23 protein-coding genes are annotated in these 20,979 nt (G+C 67.2%); 13 read left to right on the forward strand and 10 right to left on the reverse strand.

Translation table 11 applies throughout. From position 1 onward, the window contains the following. Nucleotides 1-47: 47 nt before the first annotated feature. Both ASE79_RS21910 and ASE79_RS17195 read right to left on the reverse strand, forming a co-directional pair. Nucleotides 48-173, reverse strand: coding sequence for a hypothetical protein (locus ASE79_RS21910; RefSeq protein WP_259466878.1), 126 nt, complete (start codon nt 171-173; stop codon nt 48-50). Between the two features lie 66 nt (nt 174-239). Next, entirely contained in the window at nt 240-653 is a 414-nt protein-coding gene (locus ASE79_RS17195; RefSeq protein ID WP_056419495.1) for a DUF1810 domain-containing protein, read from the reverse strand. Nucleotides 654-733: 80 nt separating this feature from the next. Here ASE79_RS17195 and ASE79_RS17200 point away from each other — a divergent pair, with 80 nt between their 5' ends. From ASE79_RS17200 to ASE79_RS21110, 3 genes are read left to right on the forward strand one after another with little or no spacing between them, the layout of a single operon-like run. Then, the gene (locus ASE79_RS17200) at nt 734-1,243 is read left to right on the forward strand and encodes a hypothetical protein (RefSeq protein ID WP_056419498.1); all 510 of its coding nucleotides are present in this window, start codon (nt 734-736) and stop codon (nt 1,241-1,243) included. Nucleotides 1,244-1,246: 3 nt separating this feature from the next. Beyond that, nucleotides 1,247-1,879: a YbhB/YbcL family Raf kinase inhibitor-like protein gene (locus ASE79_RS17205; protein ID WP_056419500.1), complete on the forward strand. Its 633-nt coding sequence runs from the start codon at nt 1,247-1,249 to the stop codon at nt 1,877-1,879. Nucleotides 1,880-1,915: 36 nt separating this feature from the next. Then, the gene (locus tag ASE79_RS21110) at nt 1,916-2,269 is read left to right on the forward strand and encodes a hypothetical protein (protein WP_156359740.1); all 354 of its coding nucleotides are present in this window, start codon (nt 1,916-1,918) and stop codon (nt 2,267-2,269) included. A 19-nt stretch (nt 2,270-2,288) separates the two neighbouring features. Here the strand turns inward: ASE79_RS21110 and ASE79_RS17210 are convergent, their stop codons facing one another. Then, on the reverse strand, nt 2,289-3,344 hold the full coding sequence (locus tag ASE79_RS17210; protein ID WP_082445403.1) for a GGDEF domain-containing protein: 1,056 nt from the start codon (nt 3,342-3,344) through the stop codon (nt 2,289-2,291). A 153-nt stretch (nt 3,345-3,497) separates the two neighbouring features. Then, nucleotides 3,498-4,034, reverse strand: coding sequence for a peroxiredoxin (locus ASE79_RS17215; RefSeq protein ID WP_056419503.1), 537 nt, complete (start codon nt 4,032-4,034; stop codon nt 3,498-3,500). Nucleotides 4,035-4,136: 102 nt separating this feature from the next. On the opposite strand from ASE79_RS17215, the gene ASE79_RS17220 reads away from it, so the two are divergent. Then, the gene (locus ASE79_RS17220; protein ID WP_056419506.1) at nt 4,137-4,964 is read left to right on the forward strand and encodes an inositol monophosphatase family protein; all 828 of its coding nucleotides are present in this window, start codon (nt 4,137-4,139) and stop codon (nt 4,962-4,964) included. A gap of 155 nt (nt 4,965-5,119) precedes the next feature. On the opposite strand, the gene ASE79_RS17225 is transcribed toward ASE79_RS17220, so the two are convergent. Continuing rightward, a complete protein-coding gene (locus ASE79_RS17225; protein WP_156359741.1) occupies nt 5,120-7,255 on the reverse strand; it encodes an AsmA family protein in 2,136 nt (711 codons plus the stop codon). 232 nt (nt 7,256-7,487) lie between these two features. Here ASE79_RS17225 and rpmI point away from each other — a divergent pair, with 232 nt between their 5' ends. The 7 genes from rpmI (at nt 7,488) to ASE79_RS17260 (ending at nt 15,285) form a co-directional block, all read left to right on the forward strand. Further along, a complete protein-coding gene (gene rpmI, locus ASE79_RS17230; protein ID WP_031395289.1) occupies nt 7,488-7,691 on the forward strand; it encodes a 50S ribosomal protein L35 in 204 nt (67 codons plus the stop codon). A gap of 19 nt (nt 7,692-7,710) precedes the next feature. Then, nucleotides 7,711-8,076, forward strand: coding sequence for a 50S ribosomal protein L20 (gene rplT / locus ASE79_RS17235; protein WP_031395288.1), 366 nt, complete (start codon nt 7,711-7,713; stop codon nt 8,074-8,076). Between the two features lie 200 nt (nt 8,077-8,276). Beyond that, nucleotides 8,277-8,597 carry a GIY-YIG nuclease family protein gene (locus ASE79_RS17240; protein WP_056419509.1) on the forward strand — a complete coding sequence of 107 codons (321 nt, stop codon included), beginning with the start codon at nt 8,277-8,279 and terminating at the stop codon, nt 8,595-8,597. A gap of 119 nt (nt 8,598-8,716) precedes the next feature. After that, nucleotides 8,717-9,811 (forward strand): phenylalanine--tRNA ligase subunit alpha, encoded by a 1,095-nt coding sequence (pheS, locus tag ASE79_RS17245; RefSeq protein WP_200910411.1) that lies wholly within the window; start codon nt 8,717-8,719, stop codon nt 9,809-9,811. Further along, complete coding sequence (pheT, locus tag ASE79_RS17250; protein WP_056419512.1) at nt 9,808-12,339, forward strand: phenylalanine--tRNA ligase subunit beta; 2,532 nt, start codon at nt 9,808-9,810, stop codon at nt 12,337-12,339. The genes pheS and pheT overlap by 4 nt, the downstream gene beginning before the upstream one ends. Before the next feature lie 161 nt (nt 12,340-12,500). After that, nucleotides 12,501-13,385: an aldose 1-epimerase family protein gene (locus tag ASE79_RS17255; protein WP_056419514.1), complete on the forward strand. Its 885-nt coding sequence runs from the start codon at nt 12,501-12,503 to the stop codon at nt 13,383-13,385. A gap of 331 nt (nt 13,386-13,716) precedes the next feature. Continuing rightward, complete coding sequence (locus tag ASE79_RS17260; RefSeq protein WP_056419518.1) at nt 13,717-15,285, forward strand: peptide chain release factor 3; 1,569 nt, start codon at nt 13,717-13,719, stop codon at nt 15,283-15,285. A gap of 136 nt (nt 15,286-15,421) precedes the next feature. On the opposite strand, the gene ASE79_RS17265 is transcribed toward ASE79_RS17260, so the two are convergent. The 5 genes from ASE79_RS17265 to rpmF form a co-directional block, all read right to left on the reverse strand. After that, nucleotides 15,422-15,799 carry a MerR family transcriptional regulator gene (locus ASE79_RS17265; protein ID WP_056419781.1) on the reverse strand — a complete coding sequence of 126 codons (378 nt, stop codon included), beginning with the start codon at nt 15,797-15,799 and terminating at the stop codon, nt 15,422-15,424. Nucleotides 15,800-15,818: 19 nt separating this feature from the next. After that, nucleotides 15,819-16,130 carry an integration host factor subunit alpha gene (locus ASE79_RS17270; protein ID WP_056419521.1) on the reverse strand — a complete coding sequence of 104 codons (312 nt, stop codon included), beginning with the start codon at nt 16,128-16,130 and terminating at the stop codon, nt 15,819-15,821. A gap of 94 nt (nt 16,131-16,224) precedes the next feature. Continuing rightward, nucleotides 16,225-17,193, reverse strand: a complete 969-nt coding sequence (locus ASE79_RS17275) for a beta-ketoacyl-ACP synthase III (RefSeq protein ID WP_056419524.1) — start codon at nt 17,191-17,193, stop codon at nt 16,225-16,227. Continuing rightward, nucleotides 17,190-18,218 (reverse strand): phosphate acyltransferase PlsX, encoded by a 1,029-nt coding sequence (plsX, locus tag ASE79_RS17280; protein ID WP_056419528.1) that lies wholly within the window; start codon nt 18,216-18,218, stop codon nt 17,190-17,192. The genes ASE79_RS17275 and plsX overlap by 4 nt, the downstream gene beginning before the upstream one ends. 41 nt (nt 18,219-18,259) lie before the next feature. Then, complete coding sequence (gene rpmF / locus ASE79_RS17285) at nt 18,260-18,439, reverse strand: 50S ribosomal protein L32 (RefSeq protein WP_056054400.1); 180 nt, start codon at nt 18,437-18,439, stop codon at nt 18,260-18,262. Nucleotides 18,440-18,665: 226 nt separating this feature from the next. On the opposite strand from rpmF, the gene ASE79_RS17290 reads away from it, so the two are divergent. Further along, nucleotides 18,666-19,109: an MAPEG family protein gene (locus ASE79_RS17290; protein ID WP_056419531.1), complete on the forward strand. Its 444-nt coding sequence runs from the start codon at nt 18,666-18,668 to the stop codon at nt 19,107-19,109. Continuing rightward, nucleotides 19,106-20,731 (forward strand): M28 family metallopeptidase, encoded by a 1,626-nt coding sequence (locus ASE79_RS17295; RefSeq protein WP_056419533.1) that lies wholly within the window; start codon nt 19,106-19,108, stop codon nt 20,729-20,731. Before ASE79_RS17290 ends, ASE79_RS17295 begins: the two co-directional genes overlap by 4 nt. Nucleotides 20,732-20,979 lie beyond the last annotated feature (248 nt).

A 20,979-nucleotide genomic window follows, 5' to 3' on the forward strand; every position in this document is an offset into this window, starting at 1 on the left:
GCCTCTCCCATCCTTGGATGGGGGCAGGCGATGGGCGCGACGGACGCTCAGTTGAGCGTCGTCATCTCCACGGCCTTGCCCTTGGAGGTCGGGTTCGACGCGTTCGCCTTGGGCGCCTTTTCGGCCTTGGGCTTGCGGACTTCCTTGTTCGATTTCTTCTGGCTCTTGGCCATGACGACACCTCGTGAGGCGGGAGGCCTCGGCATCGTGCTACACCCTTATCGGTCGAGACGCGCCTGTTATCGCAGCAGGCGCAATGTCGCCGCGTCCTCGACCCCGTCGAAGAACCGCGCGAGCGCCGCGCGGAACGGTGCAGGCGCCTCGGCGACCGCGGCGAACAGCGTCATCGACGACCGCAGCTTCACCGCATCGATGCCCCCGAAAATCGCCTCTGCCGAGCCCTGCGCCGCGGTCACCGCCTCCGTCGCCTTGATCAGCCGCGGCCCGAGCACCGGGTGCGCCAGATAGGCCCGTGCCTCGTCCGCATCGGCGATCGCATAGGTCCGCGCCATCGTGCTCTGGCCAAGCCCCGCGATCTGCGGAAAGATGAACCACATCCAGTGGCTGCGTTTGGCGCCGGCGCGCAGTTCGGCGATCGCCTGGCGGTACACGCCGTCCTGCGCGGCGACGAAGCGGGTCAGGTCCTGCGGCATGCCCGCGAGATGGTCGCGATCGCGCTCGACGCAACCCCTGGAAGCGCCGATGCGTTGATCGACGAAGAAGAGGATGGCGCATGAAGACGATGATGATGGTCGCGATGCTCGCCCTCCCGCTGCTGGGCGCTTGCGGGCAGAAGGACGATCCGACCGATACGCTGGCTGCGGGCAACTTCACGCCGCCGCAGACGCGCGCGCCGACGCCGCTCCCGGGGCAGGCGCAGACCACGCCGATCACCGCCTATGTCGGCAAATACCCGCATGACGCGGTCGGCGGGGTCGCGTTTTACGACCGCACCGATGTCGCCTCGGGGCTCGTGACGGCGGTGGGCGATGCCAAGCTGCGCGAGACGATCCGGGGTCGGTCGGGACCCGCCACACCGGTGTTCAAGATGGGGGAGCGAGTCGCCGCCTGGGGCTGCGAGGAGCATAATTGCGGCGATCATAACTGGACGGTGATCGTCGACAGCAAGGCGGCCAAGACCCAGGTCTGCTATCACGATGCCGCGACGATGGGCACGCGCAGCGACTGGTATGACGGCGCCGCCCCCGTACGCCGTGCCGAAACCTGCCCTTCGGAAGGATAGAAGATGCTCGAACATATCCCCGCCTGGCTCGGCCACGCGATGAGCGGTCTGCGCGCGGGCGCCGACAAGCTCGCGATCGCCCAGCTCGGTACCAGCTTCGAGACGCTCGACCTGACCAGCCCGGCGTTCGCGCACGAAGCCCGGATGCCACCGCGCTTCACCGCCGATGGCGAAGGCGTCTCGCCGCCGCTCGTCTGGAACGCACCACCGGCCGGGACGGCGCATATGGTGCTGATCGTCGAGGATGCCGACGCGCCGACTCCGCAACCGCTCGTCCACGCGATCGTCTGGGGGCTCGACGCCGATGCGGGGCGCCTGCCCGAGGGCGCGATCGTCGCCGATGGCGCTGGTGACGCGGCGGGCGCCGAGTCCGCCGGTAGCGACGTCGGTCGTAATTCCTATCTGCGCGAAGGCTGGCTGCCGCCCGATCCGCCCAGTGGGCATGGCGAGCATCGCTACGCATTTCAGCTGTTCGCGGTCGATGCGGGCGCCGGCGCGGTCGGTGAGACCCCCGGACGCTCGGCGGTGATCGACGCCATAAGCGGGCATGTCCTGGCGGCGGGATTGTTGATCGGGACCTATTCGCGCGAGACCGAGGCGCCGGTCGGTCCGGTAGGCGTGGCTGCGTCGGCGTAACCCGACGCGCTGACGTCAGACCAGCGTCGCGCCGCTATGCGTGACGATCAGCAGGATGGTGGTCGAGAAGGCGGCAAGCCCGATAAGGATGCTGCGACCCATGATGGCTCTCCTTTGGGATCGGATCAGGCGATCGGGATGATCGGCGTGGCGGAGGTGACAGCGATCGCGGCGAAGAGGACGGCGCCGACGAACGAGACGGCGATGCGCTGGGCGGCTTCGAAACGGAACGACATGGTAATTATCCTCGATTTTCAGGCTCCGGACCATCCGGTTGCCGATATCGAGGGATTTGCATGCGCCGTGCCAATTTCGGAACGCGCTGAATTACTTGGGTTTTCCGTTTGTCTCGACCGCCAACTGGTGAAATCCACCAGTAAACGTTCGTAGATTCCGCCAACTACCGGGATCAGCCCGCGCAGATCTGGTCGCGGCCATGCTCCTTGGCGGCATAAAGCAGGCGGTCTGCGCGCAGGAATGCGGCTTCGGCGGGTTCGGCGGCGTGGATCGCGGTGACACCGGCCGAAAAGGTGATGGTCCCGAGCGGGGTATCGGTCTCGCGGTTGCGGAACCGCTTGGCCGCGACGACCGCACGCACCGAGTCGAGCAGCGCCGCCGCGTCGGACAGGCTCAGCCCGGCGAGCAGCACGGCGAATTCCTCACCGCCGTGGCGCACGACCAGATGCGGTGCGCATTCGGCCGCCATCGCCTGGCCGATCGCGGTCAGCACACGGTCACCGACGCTGTGGCCATGGATGTCGTTGACCCGCTTGAACCGGTCGATGTCGCAGACCGCGAGGCAATAGGGCCCCGCCTTCGCATCGCGCGCGGCATAGGCCTCCTCGAACGCGCGCCTATTGGGCAGGCCCGTCAGCACGTCGCGCCGCGCCGTGTCGCGCGCTTCGGCCAGTTTCGAGCGCAGCGCATCGGTTTCGGCGGTGGCCAGCGCCAGCCGGACTTCGCTGTCGTGGATCCTGGCGATCATCGAGCTGGTGATTCGCGTGATCTCGTCCAGTTCGGCAAGCTGCGTGAGCGCCGCCGCGCTCTTTGCCAGGTCATGCCCGAAATCCTCGGTCTCGGCCTGGATCGTCCGGACGATCTGCGCGAACCCGTCGACCTGTTGCTGGGTCTCGATCACCAGCGCGATCGCCGAATCGGTCCGGTCGGCCAGGCTGGGTCCGGCCGTATCCGCAGCCGACCGCGCAAGGGCAGGGGGCGGCCCCTCGACCACCCGGCCGCCGAGCCGTTCGATATCCTGCCTGGTCAATCGCAGGTCGAGATCGGTGTGCTCCCGTACCGCCTTTGCAAGCTCGCTATCGGGCGCCGACAGGACGGCGAAGGCGAACGCATAATGCGCCGGATCGGGGCTCAGTTTCTGCTCGTCGAGAAACCGGCCGATCCGTTGGAACAGCGAGGCGTCCTGCAATGACCCGGCCATCGGTTTGGCCGCCTGTACGTCGCGCATTACGTCCCCCGCCTTTCCGGATCGCCCGATACACCCGAAAGCGTTAGGATTATGTCACCAAACCGGCAAGTATTTGCCGGTTTGGTTGTTTTTGCCCGGTCATTACCAGCACATGGCGGACAGGCGGGCATTCCGAACGGGCGACGTTGCCGCTTACTTGCCCGTCAGTTTCTCGACCGCGGCGAGCGTCGACGACACGTGCGCGGCGGGGTTCATGTCGTCGTGCACGAATGCGATCCGGCCGGTCTTGGCGATGACGTAGCTGGTGCGCTTGGTCACGTCGCGACCCGCAATCTGCTGGCCGAGCGCGACGTCATAGCCCTTGACGACATTGGGCCCTGCGCTGGCGACCGCGAACTTGCCCGCGCACTTCTCCGCCGAGAACTTGCTGAGCGTCTCGACATTGTCCGCCGACATGCCGATCACCGTCGCGCCAGCCTTGGTGAAGGCGGGAATCGCCTCGGCAAACGCGTGTGCCTCGGCGTTGCAGCCGCCGGTATAGGCCGCGGGGAAGAAGTAGAGCACGACCGGGCCCTTCTTGAGCTGCTCGGCGAGGTGCACCGTGAACACCTTGCCGGCGATCGCGCCGCGCGTGGTGAAGTCGGGCGCCTTGGCGCCGGGGGCGAGCGCCGCGAACGCCGGCGTTGCGGCGAGAAGAGCGGCGGTGGCGAGGGTCGAGACGAGGCGCATGGACGATACTCCGGTTGGATTGCAACGGCCTACGCCGCCGCGGACGATCCGTCCATTGCTCCCGCCATTGCTCCCGATGCCGGTCGCCGATAGGCAGGGACAATGCCAGTGACCCAAGCCGATATCGATCTCGCGCACCGCCTCGCGGATGCCGCGGGCCACGTCATCCGACCCTATTTCCGCCACGAGCACGGCGTCGAGATCAAGGACGACCAGTCCCCCGTCACGCGCGCCGACCGCGAGGCCGAAGCCGCTATGCGCAGGCTACTCGATGCCGAACGCTCGGGCGACGGCATCATCGGCGAGGAATATGGCGAGAAGGCTGGCGTCACCAACCGCAAATGGGTGCTCGACCCGATCGACGGCACGCGCAGCTTCACCGTCGGCCGCGCGATCTTCGGGACGTTGATCGCGCTCGTCGAGGATGGCTGGCCGGTGCTCGGGATCATTGATCAGCCGATCCAGCGCGAACGCTGGGTCGGCGTCGCGGGCCGCCCGACGACGCTCAACGGCGTGCCCGCACGGACGCGGATGTGCCGCGAACTGACGGGCGCGACGATCGCCACCACCAGCCCGCATCTGTTCGACGAGGTCGACGTCGCGCCGTACCTCGCGCTGGTCGCGGCGATCTCGGGCGGCAATCCGCGCCAGGGCCCGGTCTATGGCGGCGACTGCTATAATTACGGGCTGCTCGCGAGCGGGCATCTCGACGTCGTCTGCGAGTCGGGTCTCAAGATCTACGACTTCGCCGCTTTGGTGCCGGTCGTCGAAGGGGCAGGCGGGATGATGTGCGACTGGAACGGCGACCCGCTGACCGCCGACAGCGAAGGCCATGTGCTCGCAATCGGCGACCCGGCGCGGCTGGACGACGTGCTCGAGGCGATGCACCGGCAGCAGGACGGTCATGGGCACGAAGGACACGGGCACTAACTCCCCCCCTTCCGTCATCCCGGCGAACGCCGGGACCCACGGACACGCAGCGCCCGCTAACGGTCCAAACCGCAACCATGGGCCTCGGCGTTCGCCGGGGTAACGGGGGTGGTAGAGCAAACCCCGTCGATCGCCCCGCGAGCCTCGCGCATGATTCAGAAGATCCCGAGGAACTTCTTCTTCTGCGCTTTCCCCTCGGCAGTGGACGGCTTCCCATCCTCGGCCTTGGCGGTGGTGCCGTGTCCCACGTCGTCGCGCGGCTGGCCCTTGGTCGTCCGCTGCGCCTGCGCGGTCGCCCCCGCCAGCACCGGGCCGCACGCGGTCGACTTTGCATCGCCGACATCGACGAACGCCAGAATGCCCGCCACCGGCGTCGCCACCAGCGCGAGCCCAAGCCCGGTCCCGACCCGCGCGAGCAGATCCTTCGAGATCACGTTGAGCTGCGGTGCGGCGAACATGCCGCCGACTCCCACCGGCGACTGGCCCGCGAACAGGCTGAACTTCTTCGAATCCGCGCGGAAGGCCAGGTCGACCGCCTCGTTGCGGAAGCTGAACCCGCCGCGCCCGACGATCACGTTCTTGCGCGTGTCGATCAGAATCGGATCCGCCGCCGCGACGCCGCCGCGCACGGTAAAGCCGATCAGCCCGCAATTCACCTGCACCGGCTCCTTGAGCTTCCCCTGGAACATCCGCTGCGCAAACGTGCCGATGTCGAGCTCGGCGAGCTGGACGTTGCGCACCGACAGCGCGCCCGACGGCATCACGAACGCGATCCGCCCGCGTGACGACGCCAGCGACTCGTGAATCGAATCGCCGCGTCCCTTCAGCTCGATCCGCCCCTTGATCGTTCCCGTCGTCCCCGCCTCGGCAAGGCCATAGCCCTTCAGCAACCGCCCCAGCGGCGTCGGCGCGAGGCGGATGTCGTAGGACACCGCGCTCGGCCGCGACCGCGTGTCGAAGACCACGTCGGAGGCGACGTTGCCGCGCGCCATCGCGAACGTCAGCGGCGACAGCGCAAGCCGCCCGCGCTCGAGATCGAGGGTCAGGTCGACGTTCGAGATCGGGATGTTCTTCGACCGGACCACGCCGATCGTCCATTTCAGGTCGGCATCGAAGATCTGCATCGTCTCGATCGGGAGATTTGCATTGGGCAGCAGGCGCTGGGCGCCCGCACCCGTCGCCGCGGCGGCGGCCACCGCGCCCTTCGATTCGACGATGTCCGGATTATAGCCGATGAACGGCGCGGCATCGACGATGTCGAGGCTCTTGGTCGCCAGCACCGAATCGAGGTGGATCCGCTCGCCATTGGTGATGGTCAGCGTGCCCGCCAGATCGGTCTTGCCCGCGATCCCGGTAATCCGCGTGAAGCGGTATTCGTCGCCCTGCTTCACGAGCTGCCCGCGCAGCCGATAGGTCCGCGTGTTCGGAATCGCGACGTCGATCACGCCGAGCAGCGTCGACAGATTGGCGCCGCGCGCAGTGACCGCGAGCGGGACGTTCTCGATATCGGCGATGCTGGGCAGCGTGCCCGCGACGTCGATCACATTGCCCGCTGCGCGCATCCGCGCGACCAGCTTGTTCTGCCCCCGATTGGCGGTCGCGTCGGGCGACAGCAGCTGCGCCGTCACCGTGAACGGCGTCTCGCGCAGCCGGCCGGTGCCTTTGAGGCCGACCGCGCGGCCGATCGTCGCATCGACCGAGCGGATGTCCGCGACGTCGAGGTTGGCCAGCACGCGCATCCGCGGATCGAGATAGCGCACCGTCGTGCCCGTCACCGTCGCCACGTCGATCCGCGGAAATTCGAGCGGCTTGCCGCCCTTCTTCTCGCTGAACGTCCATGTGTTGGCCGTGTGGGCGGCATTCCACTCCAGATCGACTGCACCGTTGACGAGATCGAGCCAGTACAGCCGACGTTTGCCGAAGAGCAGCGACAAGGGCGCGATCCGCGTGTCGAGCTTGTCCGCCTTGAACAGGTTGGGCCTGCTCGCCCAGTCGGGATTGGAGAGCGTGAAGCGCTCGGCGTAGAACTTGATTCGGAACGGCGCGAAATAGAGCTGGAAGTCGCCGCCGACCGTCACCGTGCGGTGCGTCATCGACCCGACGATCCGCTCGAACGGATGCTTCAGGAAGCGGCCCTTGGTGATGTAGAGCACCAGCCAGATCGCGGCGAACACCGCGACGATCCCGATCAGAATGTTGCGCAGGATCCGCCGCTTGCGACGCGCTGGCGTGTCCGCGGGTCCTGGGGCCGGGGAGGGGGCGTCGATCGGCTGCGTCGGGCTGGCGTCCATGATAAGCCTATCGCATGGCGGGCGTAGCGGTTCCACCTATGGTCGGACGCCGCATGAATGCGGGAATGCGGGTTAGGATTCCTGATTAACGCGGGAATGCGGGTTGAGATTCCTTATTAATGCGGCTATCGGCCCCGCTTCCTCGAAGGAATACGCGTTCGACGAATCGCCCGGCCAGTGTGGGCTGCCGCGGCGATTTCAGCGTTTTCCTTCGTCAACCGAAAGGATAAAAATGCCCAAGCTGAAGACCAAGAGCGGCGTCAAGAAGCGCTTCAAGCTCACCGCCACCGGCCTGCTCAAGCACGGCGTCGCCGGCAAGCGTCACCGTCTGGCGCATCACAACGGCAAGTACATCCGTCAGAACCGCGGCACCAAGCTGCTGTCCAAGGCCGATACCGCAGCAGTGAAGGCCTGGGCGCCTTACGGCCTGCGTTGAGCTGAGAAGGAATTAGACAATGGCACGCGTAAAACGGGGTGTTACCACCCGCGCCAAGCACAAGCGTATTTTGGTTCAGGCGAAGGGCTATTATGGCCGTCGCAAGAACACCATCCGCATCGCCCGTCAGGCCGTCGAAAAGGCCGGACAGTACGCATATCGCGACCGCAAGGTTAAGAAGCGCACGTTCCGTGGCCTCTGGATCCAGCGTATCAACGCCGGCGTCCGCGCCGAGGGTCTGACCTATTCGCAGTTCATGCACGGCGTGAAGCTTGCGGGTATCGAACTCGACCGCAAGGTCCTGGCCGACATCGCCATGCACGAGGGCGCAGCCTTCAGCGCGATCGTCGCACAGGCAAAGGCAGCACTCCCCCAGGCCGCGTAATCCGCGACTGAGATGTGTTTGCGAAAGGGCGCCGGTGGGAAACCACCGGCGCCCTTTTCTGCGTCTGGCGCCGATGCTTTCCGTCGCTCCCACCTCCGTCATTCCCGCGAAGGCGGGAATCCATATTGGCAAGCCGTTGTGATCATCCGCACGGTCCGCCACTATGGATTGCCGCCTTCGCGGGAATGACGGGAGAAGTGATGGACCGGCAACCCTGCGTCTACATCCTCGCCAGCGGCAAGCACGGTACGCTCTATATCGGCGTGACGTCGAACCTGCTCGGACGGCTGCAACAGCATCGCGAAGGGTTGATCAAGGGGTTCACGTCCCGCTACGACGTAGTGCGGCTGGTACATTATGAGATGGCCGACACGATGGACGCTGCGATCGCGCGCGAGAAGCAGTTGAAGAAGTGGAACCGCGACTGGAAGGTGACCCTGATCGAGCGTGACAATCCTGACTGGGACGATCTGGCGATCGGCTTGGGATTGGACCCCGTTTCAGGTCGTCGTTCCCGCTAGGCGGGGGCCTTCGTCTAAGGGGCCAGGTATAGAGGCGCTACGGCAGCCAGTATGGATCCCCGCCTCCGCGGGGATGACGAAGTTAGGATTTCGAAACAGTGACGCAAGACCTGAACCAGATGCGCGAACACATGTTGACGGCGATCGCCGCGGCATCCGGCCTCGACGCGCTGGAGGCGTGCCGGGTCGAGGCGCTCGGCAAGCAGGGCACGATCACCGCGCTGCTGAAAACGCTCGGCAAGATGACCCCCGACGAGCGCCTCGTCCAGGGCCCGCTCATCCAGGGGCTTCGTGAGGCTGTGGCGAACGGCATCGCCGAACGGAAAGCGACGCTCGAACGCGCCGCGCTCGACGCGCGCCTCGCGAGCGAAACGCTCGACATGACGCTGCCCGCCGACGCGCCCACGCCCGGCACGATCCACCCGGTCAGCCAGGTCATGGACGAACTCGCCGAGATCTTCGCCGACCTCGGCTTCGCGGTCGCGACCGGGCCCGAGATCGAGACCGACTGGCACAACTTCTCCGCGCTCAACATTCCCGAGACGCATCCGGCGCGCGCGATGCACGACACCTTCTATCTCCAGCAGGGGATCGACGCGAAGGCCGCGGGCACCGCCGACGAGAAGACCACCTTCTCGCTGCTCCGCACGCACACCTCGCCCGTCCAGATCCGCACGATGCTGTCGCAGAAGCCGCCGATCCGCATCATCGCGCCGGGCCGCACCTACCGCTCGGACTCGGATGCCACGCACACACCGATGTTCCACCAGGTCGAGGGCCTCGTGATCGACAAGGGCATCACGCTCGGCCACTTGAAGTGGACGCTCGAGACCTTCGTGAAGGCGTTCTTCGAGCGCGACGACATCGTGCTCAGGATGCGCCCGAGCTACTTCCCGTTCACCGAACCCTCGGTCGAGATCGACGTCGGCTACACGCTGGTCAAGGGCAAGCGCGTCGTCGGCGGCGCCGAACCCGATGGCTGGCTCGAGATCCTCGGCAGCGGCATGGTCCACCGCAAGGTCATCGAGGCGTGCGGGCTCGATCCCGACGAGTGGCAGGGCTTCGCGTTCGGCTGCGGAATCGACCGTCTCGCGATGCTCAAATATGGCATGGACGACCTCCGCCCGTTCTTCGACGGCGATATCCGCTGGCTGAAACATTATGGTTTCTCGAGCCTCGACGTTCCCACTCTGTCGGCAGGAGTCGGCGCATGAAATTCACGCTCAGCTGGCTCAAGCAGCACCTCGACACCACCGCCACGCTCGACCAGATCGTCGACGCGCTGACCCGTATCGGCCTCGAGGTCGAAGGCGTCGAGAATCCGGGCGAGAAGCTCGCCGCGTTCCGCATCGCCAAGGTGCTCAGCGCCGAACGCCATCCGCAGGCCGACAAGCTGCAGATCCTGTCGGTCGACGCGGGCGATGGCCCGCTCCAGGTCGTCTGCGGCGCGCCCAACGCGCGCGCCGGGCTGATCGGCGTGTTCGGTGCGCCCGGCGCCTACGTCCCCGGTCTCGACGTGACGCTCAAGCTCGCGAGCATCCGCGGCGTCGAGTCGAACGGCATGATGTGCTCGACGCGCGAGCTCGAGCTCGGCGAGGATCACGACGGCATCATCGAGCTGCCCGCGGACGCGCCGATCGGCACGCCGTATCCCGATTATGCCGGGCTCACCGATCCCGTCATCGACGTCGCGATCACCCCCAACCGCCAGGACTGCATGGGCGTGCGCGGCATCGCGCGCGATCTCGCCGCGGCCGGCATGGGCACGCTCGCGCCACTGATCATCCCCACCTCTGTCACCGCAGCCCCCGCCGCCAACCCCACCCCCTCCGTCATCCCCGCGGAGGCGGGGATCCACGGCGCGGCAAGCGCGAATGGTGAAGTGGATTCCTGCCTTCGCGGGAATGACGGCACAGGGGCTGGGGACGGACCCGATGTCGCGACGCTGGACTCGGACGGCTGCCCCGCCTTCTTCGCCCAGACCGTCACCGGCGTGACCAACGGCGACTCCCCCGACTGGATGCGCCGCAGCCTGCTCGCGATCGGCCAGAAGCCGATCTCCGCGCTCGTCGACATCACCAATTACCTGATGATCGACCTCGGCCGCCCGCTGCACGTCTATGACCGCGCCAAGCTGTCGGGCGGCCTAGTCGCGCGCAAGGCCAAGGACGGCGAACAGGTCGTCGCCCTCAACGGCAAGACCTACACGCTCGACGCCAGCATGACCGTCATCGCCGACGATGTGGCGGTGCACGACATCGGCGGCATCATGGGCGGCGAGCATTCGGGCGTCTCCGCGGACACCACCGACGTGCTGATCGAATGCGCCTATTTCGATCCCGACCACATCGCGCGCACCGGCCAGGCACTCACGCTCACCTCCGACGCGCGCAGCCGATTCGAACGCGGCGTCGATCCGGCGTTCCTCGAAGACGGCCTCGCGATCGCCACCGCGCTCGTGCTCCACATCTGCGGCGGTACCGCGAGCGCCGTCACGCGCTCGGGCGAAGCACCGTCGGAGCCGCGCGTGATCCATTACGACCCGCGCCTCAGCGCCGACCTAGGCGGCCTCCACGTCGCCCCCGAACGCCAGGCCCGCACTTTGTTGTCGCTCGGCTTCACGATCGGCGCGATCAAGAGCGCGGATGCGTTCAGCGACGCGCTGTTCTCGACGATCGAGGGCAAATGGCCGGTCACGGTTCCGAGCTGGCGCCGCGACGTCGACGGCCCCGCCGACCTCGTCGAGGAAGTCGTCCGGATCGAGGGCATCGACAGCATCCCCTCGACGCCGCTGCCGCGCATGCCCGGCGTCGCCAAGCCGACCGCCACGCCCGAGCAGAAGCTCGAACGTCGCGCGCGCCGCGCCGCCGCAGCCCGCGGACTCGACGAAGCGGTGACGTGGAGCTTCCTCTCGGAGGCCGAAGCCGCACCGTTCGGCGGCGGCGCGTGGACGCTCGCCAACCCGATCAGCGAAGACCTGAAGGTCATGCGCCCCTCGCTGCTCCCCGGTCTGCTCGCCGCAACGGGGCGCAACCTCAAGCGCGGCCAGCAGAGCGTCCGCCTGTTCGAGATCGGCCGCCGCTACCTCGCCGACGCCGAACGCGCGACATTGGGCGTCGTGCTGGCCGGCGACCGCCGCCCGCGCGGCTGGCGCGAGGGCAAGGCTGCGAGCTTCGACGCGTATGACGCCAAGGCCGAAGCGCTGGCGCTGCTCGCCGCCTTGGGCGCGCCCGTCGACAACCTTCAGGTCATGGGGGAGGCGGGCGATGCCTGGCACCCCGGCCAGTCGGGCACGCTCCGGCTCGGACCGAAGACGGTGCTGGCAAGCTTCGGCATGCTCCACCCGTCGGTGCTGAAGGCGTTCGACCTTGATGGCGCGGTCGCGGCCGTCGAAGTCTATCTCGACGCAATCCCACCCAAGCGCGCGTCCGGCTTCGCGCGTCCCGCCTACACGCCGCCCGCGCTCCAGGCAGTCCGCCGCGACTTCGCGTTCCTCGTGCCGGCGGCGCTCGCCACCGACACGCTGGTCCGCGCGGTCAAGGGGGCCGACAAGGCCGCGATCGTCTCCGCGCGCGTGTTCGACGTGTTCACCGGCCAGGGCGTCGAGGACGGCCACAAGTCGGTCGCGGTCGAGATCGTCCTGCAACCCACCGCCAAGAGCTTCACCGACGAGGAGATCAAGGCGGTGGCCGACAAGGTCGTCGCCGCAGCCGCCAAGCAGGGCGCGAGCCTGCGCGGGTAAAGCCGCCCCCAACACCCCCCCCGGCGAAGGCCGGGGCCCAGTTGGGGAACAGGTGTAATGGCGGACAGGACGCCAGGGACGCCTAGCCCGGAGCCGCGCGGGTCGGGCCGAGCAGCAAGCAACGCCGCGCAAGCCTGTTCGAGCCCAACGGAAGGAACCCCATGACCGACCTGATCACGATCGCCAACGACCAACTCACCGCCCGGATCAACCCCCACGGCGCCGAACTCACGCACCTGCTCGACGCCGACGGCCGCGAGCTGATGACCAACGCCGACCCGGCATTCTGGACCGGCCATGCGCCGATCCTCTTCCCCGTCGTCGGCGTCGTCAACGAAGGCGTCATCCGCCTCGACGGCCAAGCCTACCCGATGCAGAAGCACGGCTTCGCGCGCCACTCGACGTTCGATGTCATCGCACACACCGAAACGTCCGCCACCTTCCGCCTCACCGACACCGAGGAAACCCGGAAAGCCTACCCGTTCGCCTTCGCGCTCGACATCGTCTTCACGTTTGACGGCGCGACGCTGGCGATCGAGGCGCGCATACACAATCGCACCGACGCCGCCATGCCGGCGAGCTTCGGCTTCCACCCCGCCTTCGCCTGGCCGCTCCCCTACGGTGAGCCCCGCGCCGACCACCGCATTACCTTCGCCGCCGACGAACCCGGTCTGCTGAAAGCGATCAGCCCCGACGGCCAGATCGCTGTCGACGAGCGCCCCTCGCCGGTGGAGAATCGCGTGATCGCCCTGCGCGACGAACTTTTTGCCAAGGACGCGCTCGTCTGGGACCCGATCCATTCCGATTCGGTGACCTTCGGCGCCAAGACCGGCCCGCAGTTGCAGATCGCCTTCCCCGACACGCCCAAGCTCGGCATCTGGACCAAGCCCGGCGCGGCGTATGTCTGCGTCGAACCCTGGCACGGCATCGCCGACCCCGAAGGCTATACGGGCGACTATCGCGCCAAGCCCGGCGTGTTCGAGGTCGCGGCGGGCGACACGAAGATCATCACCATGAGCGTGACGCTGGTCCCACACGAACGCTGACCCAACGATCCTCCCCCGCCAGGGGGAGGTGGCTGGCACTCGCCAGACGGAGGGGGAGGTAAGGGAAACCGCTGTTCCGTGTCCTCCCCCTCCGACGCTTCGCGCCACCTCCCCCTGGCGGGGGAGGATCGAACATCGGTCCAAACGGAGAGGATGACTCATGTCTCCCCTCTGTCCTACACGCCCCGCATCTGCCAATAGCACGCGATGATCGCTGCAAGCCTTCTCCTCCCGACCCCGCCGCGTCCCGCGCGGGGAGGGGATTCCGAGCGGTACGTAGCCTGAATTTCCTTACCTTCCGAGCCCCGACTCGGCTCCCCGGATCCACGCCATGACCCAATTTCCCCGCCGCACCTTCGCGATCATCTCGCATCCCGATGCCGGCAAGACCACGCTGACCGAGAAGCTGCTGTACTTCGGTGGCGCGATCCATCTCGCGGGCGAGGTGAAGGCGCGCGGCCAGAACCGCCGTGCGCGCTCCGACTGGATGAAGATCGAGCAGCAGCGCGGCATCTCGGTCACGTCGTCGGTCATGACGTTCGAACGCCAGGGGATCACCTTCAACCTGCTCGACACGCCGGGCCATGAAGACTTTTCCGAAGACACGTATCGCACGCTGACCGCGGTCGACTCAGCGGTCATGGTGATCGACGCGGCCAAGGGCATCGAGCCGCAGACGCGCAAACTCTTCGAGGTCTGCCGCCTGCGCAACGTGCCGATCATCACCTTCGTCAACAAGGTCGACCGCGAAGGCCGCGACCCGTTCTCGCTGCTCGACGAGGTGGCGGAGATGCTTCAGCTCGACGTCTGTCCGATGAGCTGGCCGGTCGGCATGGGCGGCGAGTTCGAGGGCGTGTACGATCTCTACGCCAACACGCTCAGCCGCCCCGAAGGCGACAGCCGCGAATTCATGGGCAAGGCGATCCCGTTCGCGGGCATCGACGACCCTGAGCTGGCCAAGATCCTCAGCCCCGAAGGCATCGTCCGCCTGAACGACGAGGCTGAACTCGCGCAAGGCGGCTATTCGAGCTTCGACGCCGAGGCGTATCGCGCGGGCAATCTGACGCCGGTGTATTTCGGCTCGGCGCTCAAGGATTTCGGTGTCGCCGAACTGATCGCAGCACTCGCCGACTACGCCCCGCCGCCGCGCGCGCAGCCCGCCGAGCCCGCCCCCGTCTCGCCCGACGAGCCCGAAGTCACCGGCTTCGTGTTCAAGGTGCAGGCGAACATGGACCCCAACCACCGCGATCGCATCGCGTTCATGCGGCTGTGCTCGGGCGTGTTCAAGCGCGGCATGAAGCTGACCCCCACCGGCCACGGCAAGCCGATCGCGGTCCATTCGCCGATCCTGTTCTTCGCGCAGAACCGCGAGCTGGCGGACGAGGCGTTTCCGGGCGACATCATCGGCATCCCCAACCACGGCACGCTGCGCGTCGGCGACACGCTGAGCGAACGCGCCGCGATCCGCTTCACCGGCCTGCCGAACTTCGCCCCCGAAATCCTGCGCCGCGTCGTGCTCAAGGACTTCACCAAGACCAAGCAGTTGCGCAAGGCGCTCGACGACATGGCGGAGGAGGGGGTGACGCAGGTCTTCTACCCCGACATCGGCTCGAACTGGATCATTGGCGTCGTCGGGCAGCTGCAGCTCGAAGTGCTGCTCTCGCGCCTCGATGCGGAGTATAAGGTCGCGGCCGGGCTCGAGCCCGCGCCGTACGAGACCGCGCGCTGGATTTCGGCGGAAGACCCGCAGGAGCTCAAGACCTTCGCCGAGATCAACCGCGGCGCGATGGCCAAGGATCGCGACGCCAACCCCGTCTTCCTCGCCAAAAGCGCATGGGAAGTGAACTACATCGCGGAGCGCTATGCCAAGATCCGCTTCGCCGCCACGCGGGAACGGTAAGGGACCGCGACCGCAATCGGTCGTCATCCCCGCGGAGGCGGGGACCCGTATGCTCAAACGCGTGCGGATCGATTGCTGAGGTTAGCCAATATGGATCCCCGCCTGCGCGGGGATGACGAACCCGGTGGTCTGAAGTTCAGTCCGCCGCCAGCGCCTCGGCGAGCATGTCGCGGATCGCGCGCAGCGCGGGCATCGGCGATTCGGCCTGCGCCACGATATCGGCAGGGCCGGGGATTGCAGGCGGCGCGGTCTTCTCGCCCGCCAGGAGCTGCTGCACGCCGCGGACGGTATAGCCCTCGCGGTTCAGATACTGGTCGATCCGCCGCACCAGCGCGACGTCCTCGGGCCGATAATAGCGCCGGTTGCCCGCGCGCTGCAGCGGCTTGAGCTGGAGAAAGCGCGTTTCCCAATAGCGCAGGATATGCTGTGGCAGACCGGTATCGCGCGACAATTCGCCGATCGTCCGGAACGCTGCCCCCGCCTTGTTCGCCGACGGCGGGGTATCGTCGTTCATCGAGACGGCATCGGCGTCGTCAGGCACGCGGATCGGTGGCGCCGACAATGCGCTCGCGCATCATCTGGCTCGCCCGGAACGTCAGCACGCGGCGCGGTGCGATCGGCACCTCGATGCCGGTCTTGGGGTTGCGCCCCACGCGCTCGCCCTTGTCGCGAAGCACGAACGTGCCGAACCCCGAGATCTTGACGTTCTCGCCGCCGGACAGTGCACCGCACATCTCGGCAAGGATCTGTTCAACGATCTTGGAGGAATCAGCACGCGACAGCCCCACCTCGCGGTGGAGGGATTCGGCCAGATCGGCCCGCGTCAAAGTACCGGTCATCGTCATTGCAAGCTCCCACACCCGGCGCTTCTCCTACACATGCGCGAAGGCGAGCGGAAGAACTTTTGTTCTACAAGCGGCCCGGCATGTTTGGAAACGATTAGAAGCGGATAACCGCAGCGCCCCAGGTGAAGCCGCCACCCATCGCTTCGAGGATGACGATCTGTCCCTGCTGGATGCGCCCGTCGCGGACCGCGACGTCCAGCGCGAGCGGCACCGACGCCGCGGACGTGTTGGCATGCTGGTCGACGGTGACGACGACCTTGGCCGGTGCGAGGCCCAGTTTGCGCGCGGTCGCATCGAGGATCCGGGCGTTCGCCTGATGCGGCACGACCCAGTCGACCTGGTCCGCGCCGAGCCCCGCCATCGCCAGCGACTCGGTCATCACCGACGCCAGGTTGGTCACCGCATGGCGGAAGACCTCGCGGCCCTTCATGCGCAGCTTGCCGACGGTGCCGGTCGTCGAGACGCCGCCATCGACGTACAGAAGCTCGTTGTGCCGCCCATCGGCGTGCAGCTTGGTCGTCAGGATCCCGCGCCCGTCCGCGTCCGCGGTGTCCTGCGCCTCGAGCACGATCGCGCCGGCGCCATCGCCGAACAGCACGCACGTCGTCCGGTCTTCCCAGTCGAGGATGCGGCTGAACGTCTCCGCGCCGATCACCAGCGCGCGCTTGGCGACACCGCTGCGGATCATGCTGTCGACGACCTGGACCGCGTAGAGGAAACCCGAGCACACCGCGGCGACGTCGAACGCGACGCAGTCGTCGATCCCGAGCATTGCCTGCACCTTGGTGGCGCTAGAAGGAAACGTCTGGTCGGGGGTCGCGGTGGCGAGCACGATCAGGTCGATGCTCTGCGCATCGATCCCGGCTGCGGCCAGCGCGGCCTTGCACGCGTCGGCCGCCAGCGTCGCGGTCGTCTCGCCTTCGCCGGCGATGTGGCGAAAGCGGATCCCGGTGCGTTCGACGATCCACTCGTCGCTGGTATCGACGGTCTCCGCGAGTTCAGCGTTCGAGACCCGGTGGGCGGGCAGGGCGGAGCCGGTGCCCATGACGACCGAACGGATCATGCCGCCTTCTCCACATTGCCGAGATCGTCGGCGATCCGCCGTACCAGGTCGTTGCGGACCATCTTGGCGGCATTGCCGATCGCGGTCGCGACACCGCGCTCGTTGGCGCCGCCATGGCTCTTCACGACGATGCCGTTGAGCCCGAGAAAGACCGCGCCGTTGTGATTATTGGGATCGAGGTGATCGCGCAGCAATTCGGTCGCCGGCTTCGAGATCAGGAAGCCGAGCTTCGAGCGGACCGAACTGCGGAACGCACGCTTGAGCAGGTCGGCGACGAATCGCGCGGTGCCCTCGGCGGTCTTGAGCGCGATGTTGCCCGAAAAGCCGTCGCACACGACGACATCGACCTCGCCGCGCGACAGCCGGTCGCCCTCGATGAAGCCGTTGAACTGCATGTCGACCGACGGCGTCGCGCGCAGCTGGGCTGCAGCGTCGCGAATCTCGTCGGTACCCTTCATGTCCTCGCTGCCGATATTCAGCAGCGCGACCCGGGGGTGCGGGATGTCGAGCGCAGTGCGCGCATAGGCGGCGCCCATGATCGCGAACTGGACGAGGTTGCGCGCATCGCACTCGGTGTTCGCACCGAGGTCGAGCATCACCATGTCGGTATCGCCCAGGGTCGGCAGACGCGCCGCGAGTGCCGGCCGGTCGATCCCGGGCAGCATCCGCAGCGACAGTTTCGCCATCGCCATCAGCGCGCCGGTGTTACCCGACGACACCGCAGCGGCGGCGCGACCCTGTTTCACCAGGTCGATCGCGATGCCCATCGACGTCTTCTTCGCCCGCCGGATCGCCTGGCTCGGCTTTTCGCTCGAGCCGACGACCTCGGGGGCGTGGACGATCTCGGAATTCTGCGACAGGTTCGGATGAGCCTTGAGCTCTTCGCGAATCGCAGCTTCGTCGCCGACCAGTATGAAGCGCATGCCCTCGAATCGATGACGCGCGCGCGCGACGCCGGCGAGCATTACTGCCAGCCCGTCGTCGCCACCCATCGCATCGACCGCGATCCAGCCGCTGTCGGGCATCGTCAATCCTTCGTTCAAGTTAGAGGTTCCGGACGGAAGCCTCAGCCCTCGATCGAGAGGATTTCACGACCGTTATAGTGACCGCACGACCCGCACAGGTTGTGCGGACGCTTCAGTTCGCCACAGTTGGGGCATTCCTGGAACGACGCGATCGTGAGCGAGTCGTGGCCACGGCGCATGCCGCGCTTGGAGGGCGAGGTTTTTCTTTTGGGGACGGCCATTTCGGCACCTTGTTCAATCTAAAGGTCGGGGCTCCGAGTACGCCTGGACACGGAACTCGGCAACCGACATGAATGCCGGCCGCCTGAAGCAACCCATGCGGCCTGACGCTCGCGAAGCGTGGCGCTATAGCGATTTCGTCCCGCGTTGCAAGCATTGGCCCCCCGCGTTGCAACCATTGGTCCGGGGTGGCAGGACCCGATCCGACATCCAACGAGGGGCAACGCCGTGATATTACCCGTGACGCTGACGATCGCAGCGGCTGCTGCCGTCGTCAATCTATGGCTCGCGTTCCGAATCGTGCCGATGCGCGTGAAGGGGAACGTCCTGATCGGCGACAATGGCGATGCGCTGTTGCAGGGCCGGATGCGCGCGCATGCGAACTTCACCGAATATGCGCCGTTCATCCTGATCCTGATCGGCCTTATCGAACTCGCGGGCGGGTCGACGACCTGGCTCTGGATCGCCGGCGCGGTGTTCGTGATCGCCCGAGTCGCGCATGCGTTCGGGATGGACCGGCCGACGTCGAGCATACCGCGCGCAGGCGGCGCGCTGGCGACCTGGGCGCTGATGGCGCTGCTCGCGGGCTGGGCGCTGACGATCGCCTATCAGGCCAACACGGTCCCGGCCGCCAAGACCTTCCAGGTCGTGCCGTCGGGAGGCCGCGCATGAGCGCGCTTCGCCTGTTTGCCGCCGCAGCGCTGCTGACGGCATCGCCTGCCGTCGCGCAGATTTCGCCCGAGCGCCTGTCCGCCGACGTGAAGACGCTCGCGTCCGACTCGTTCGAGGGGCGCGCGCCCGGCACGCCGGGGGAGACCAAGACGATCGACTGGCTGATCGCGCAGTTCAAGGCGATGAAGGCGCAGCCCGGCGGCCCGAACGGCAGCTGGACGCAACCCGTACCGCTCGTCCACACGCGCATGGGCACCGGCACCGTCCGCGCCGGCACCACGCCGCTGGTGCAGGGCCGCGACGTCTATCTCAGCACCGTCCGCGGGGTCGACCGCGTCGCCATCGCCAACGCGCCGATGGTGTTCGTCGGCTACGGCGTCAGCGCGCCCGAACGCGGCTGGGACGACTTCAAGGGGCTCGATCTCAAGGGCAAGGTCGCGGTCTTCCTCGTCAACGATCCCGACTTCGAGGCGATCGCCGGTGACGATTCGAAGGGCAAGTTCGGCGATCGCCGGATGACCTATTACGGCCGCTGGACGTACAAATATGAGGAGGCGGCAAGGCGGGGTGCCGTCGCGGCGCTGATCGTCCACGATACGCCGGGCGCCGGCTATGGCTGGTCCACGGTGACGGCGCCGGCTGGCGAGAATTACGACATCGTGCGGAAGGATCCCGAATCGCGGGTGATGCTCCAGGGCTGGCTCGAGGGTGGCGCTGCGACTCGGCTGTTCGCCGCCTCCGGCCTCGACCTCGCCGGCTTGCGCAAGGCGGCACGCCGCAGCGACTTCCGCCCGGTGCCGCTGAAACAGGCGTTCACCACCGACCTGCCGGTCAAGCACGACACCGCCGAGAGCCGCAACGTGCTGGCAAAGCTGCCGGGGAAGACCCACCCCGACGAGGTCGTGATGTTCGGCGCGCACTGGGATGCCTATGGGATCGGCGCGCCCGACGCGCAGGGCCGCACGATCCGGCCCGGTGCCAACGACGATGGGCTGGGCGTGGCGGGCGTGCTCGAACTCGCGCGCACCTTCGCCAAGGCACCGCGGACCGACCGCAGTCTCGTCTTCGCGCTCTGGAGCGGCGAGGAGCGCGGGTTGCTCGGCTCCGAAACCTATGCGGTGAACCCGGTCTATCCCGCCGCGAAGACGGTCGCCAACCTGACGCTCGACATCCTCCAGACCGCGGGTCCCGCAAAGGACGTCATGCTCGTCGGCGCAGGCCAGAACAGCCTCGAGGACATGCTCGGCGATGCCGCCAAGGCGCAGGGCCGCGCGGTAACCCCCGAAGCGCTTCCCGAACGCGGGCTGTTCTACCGCGCCGATCATTTCTCGGTCGCGCGCCGCGGCGTGCCGACGCTGCTGCTGATGGCAATCAGCGGTGCGCCCGATCTCGTGACGGGCGGGCGGACGGCGGGGCAGGCGTGGCTCGACGGCTATATGAAATGCTATCACCAGACGTGCGACGCCTGGCGCCCGGACTGGGATCTGCGCGGCGCCGCGCAGGATATCGGGCTGTTCCAGACGATCGGGACGAAGCTCGCAAACAGCCGGTCGTGGCCGGAATGGCGCGATGGCTCCGAGTTCAAGTCGGTGCGGGCCGAGACGGCGGGCGAGCGGAAGTAGGATCTAGCCCACGCGCACTACCACCCCGGCGAAGGCCGGGGTCCAGTTGGAAAGGTTGCCGTAACGGAGCGCGACCTCCACCAATCTTCGTTCCCCAACTGGGCCCCGGCCTTCGCCGGGGTGGCGGCGTTGGAAGGGTGGCGGTTCTTCCTGCTCTCCCGCGAAGGCGGGAGCCCAGGGTCACGAACGCTATCGCCCGGTACCCTGGACCCCCGCCTCCGCGGGGGAACAGACAGGGTTGTGAACGG

The sequence above is a fragment of the Sphingomonas sp. Leaf28 genome (genome assembly GCF_001421685.1).
In the GTDB taxonomy this organism is placed as follows: domain Bacteria; phylum Pseudomonadota; class Alphaproteobacteria; order Sphingomonadales; family Sphingomonadaceae; genus Sphingomonas; species Sphingomonas aurantiaca.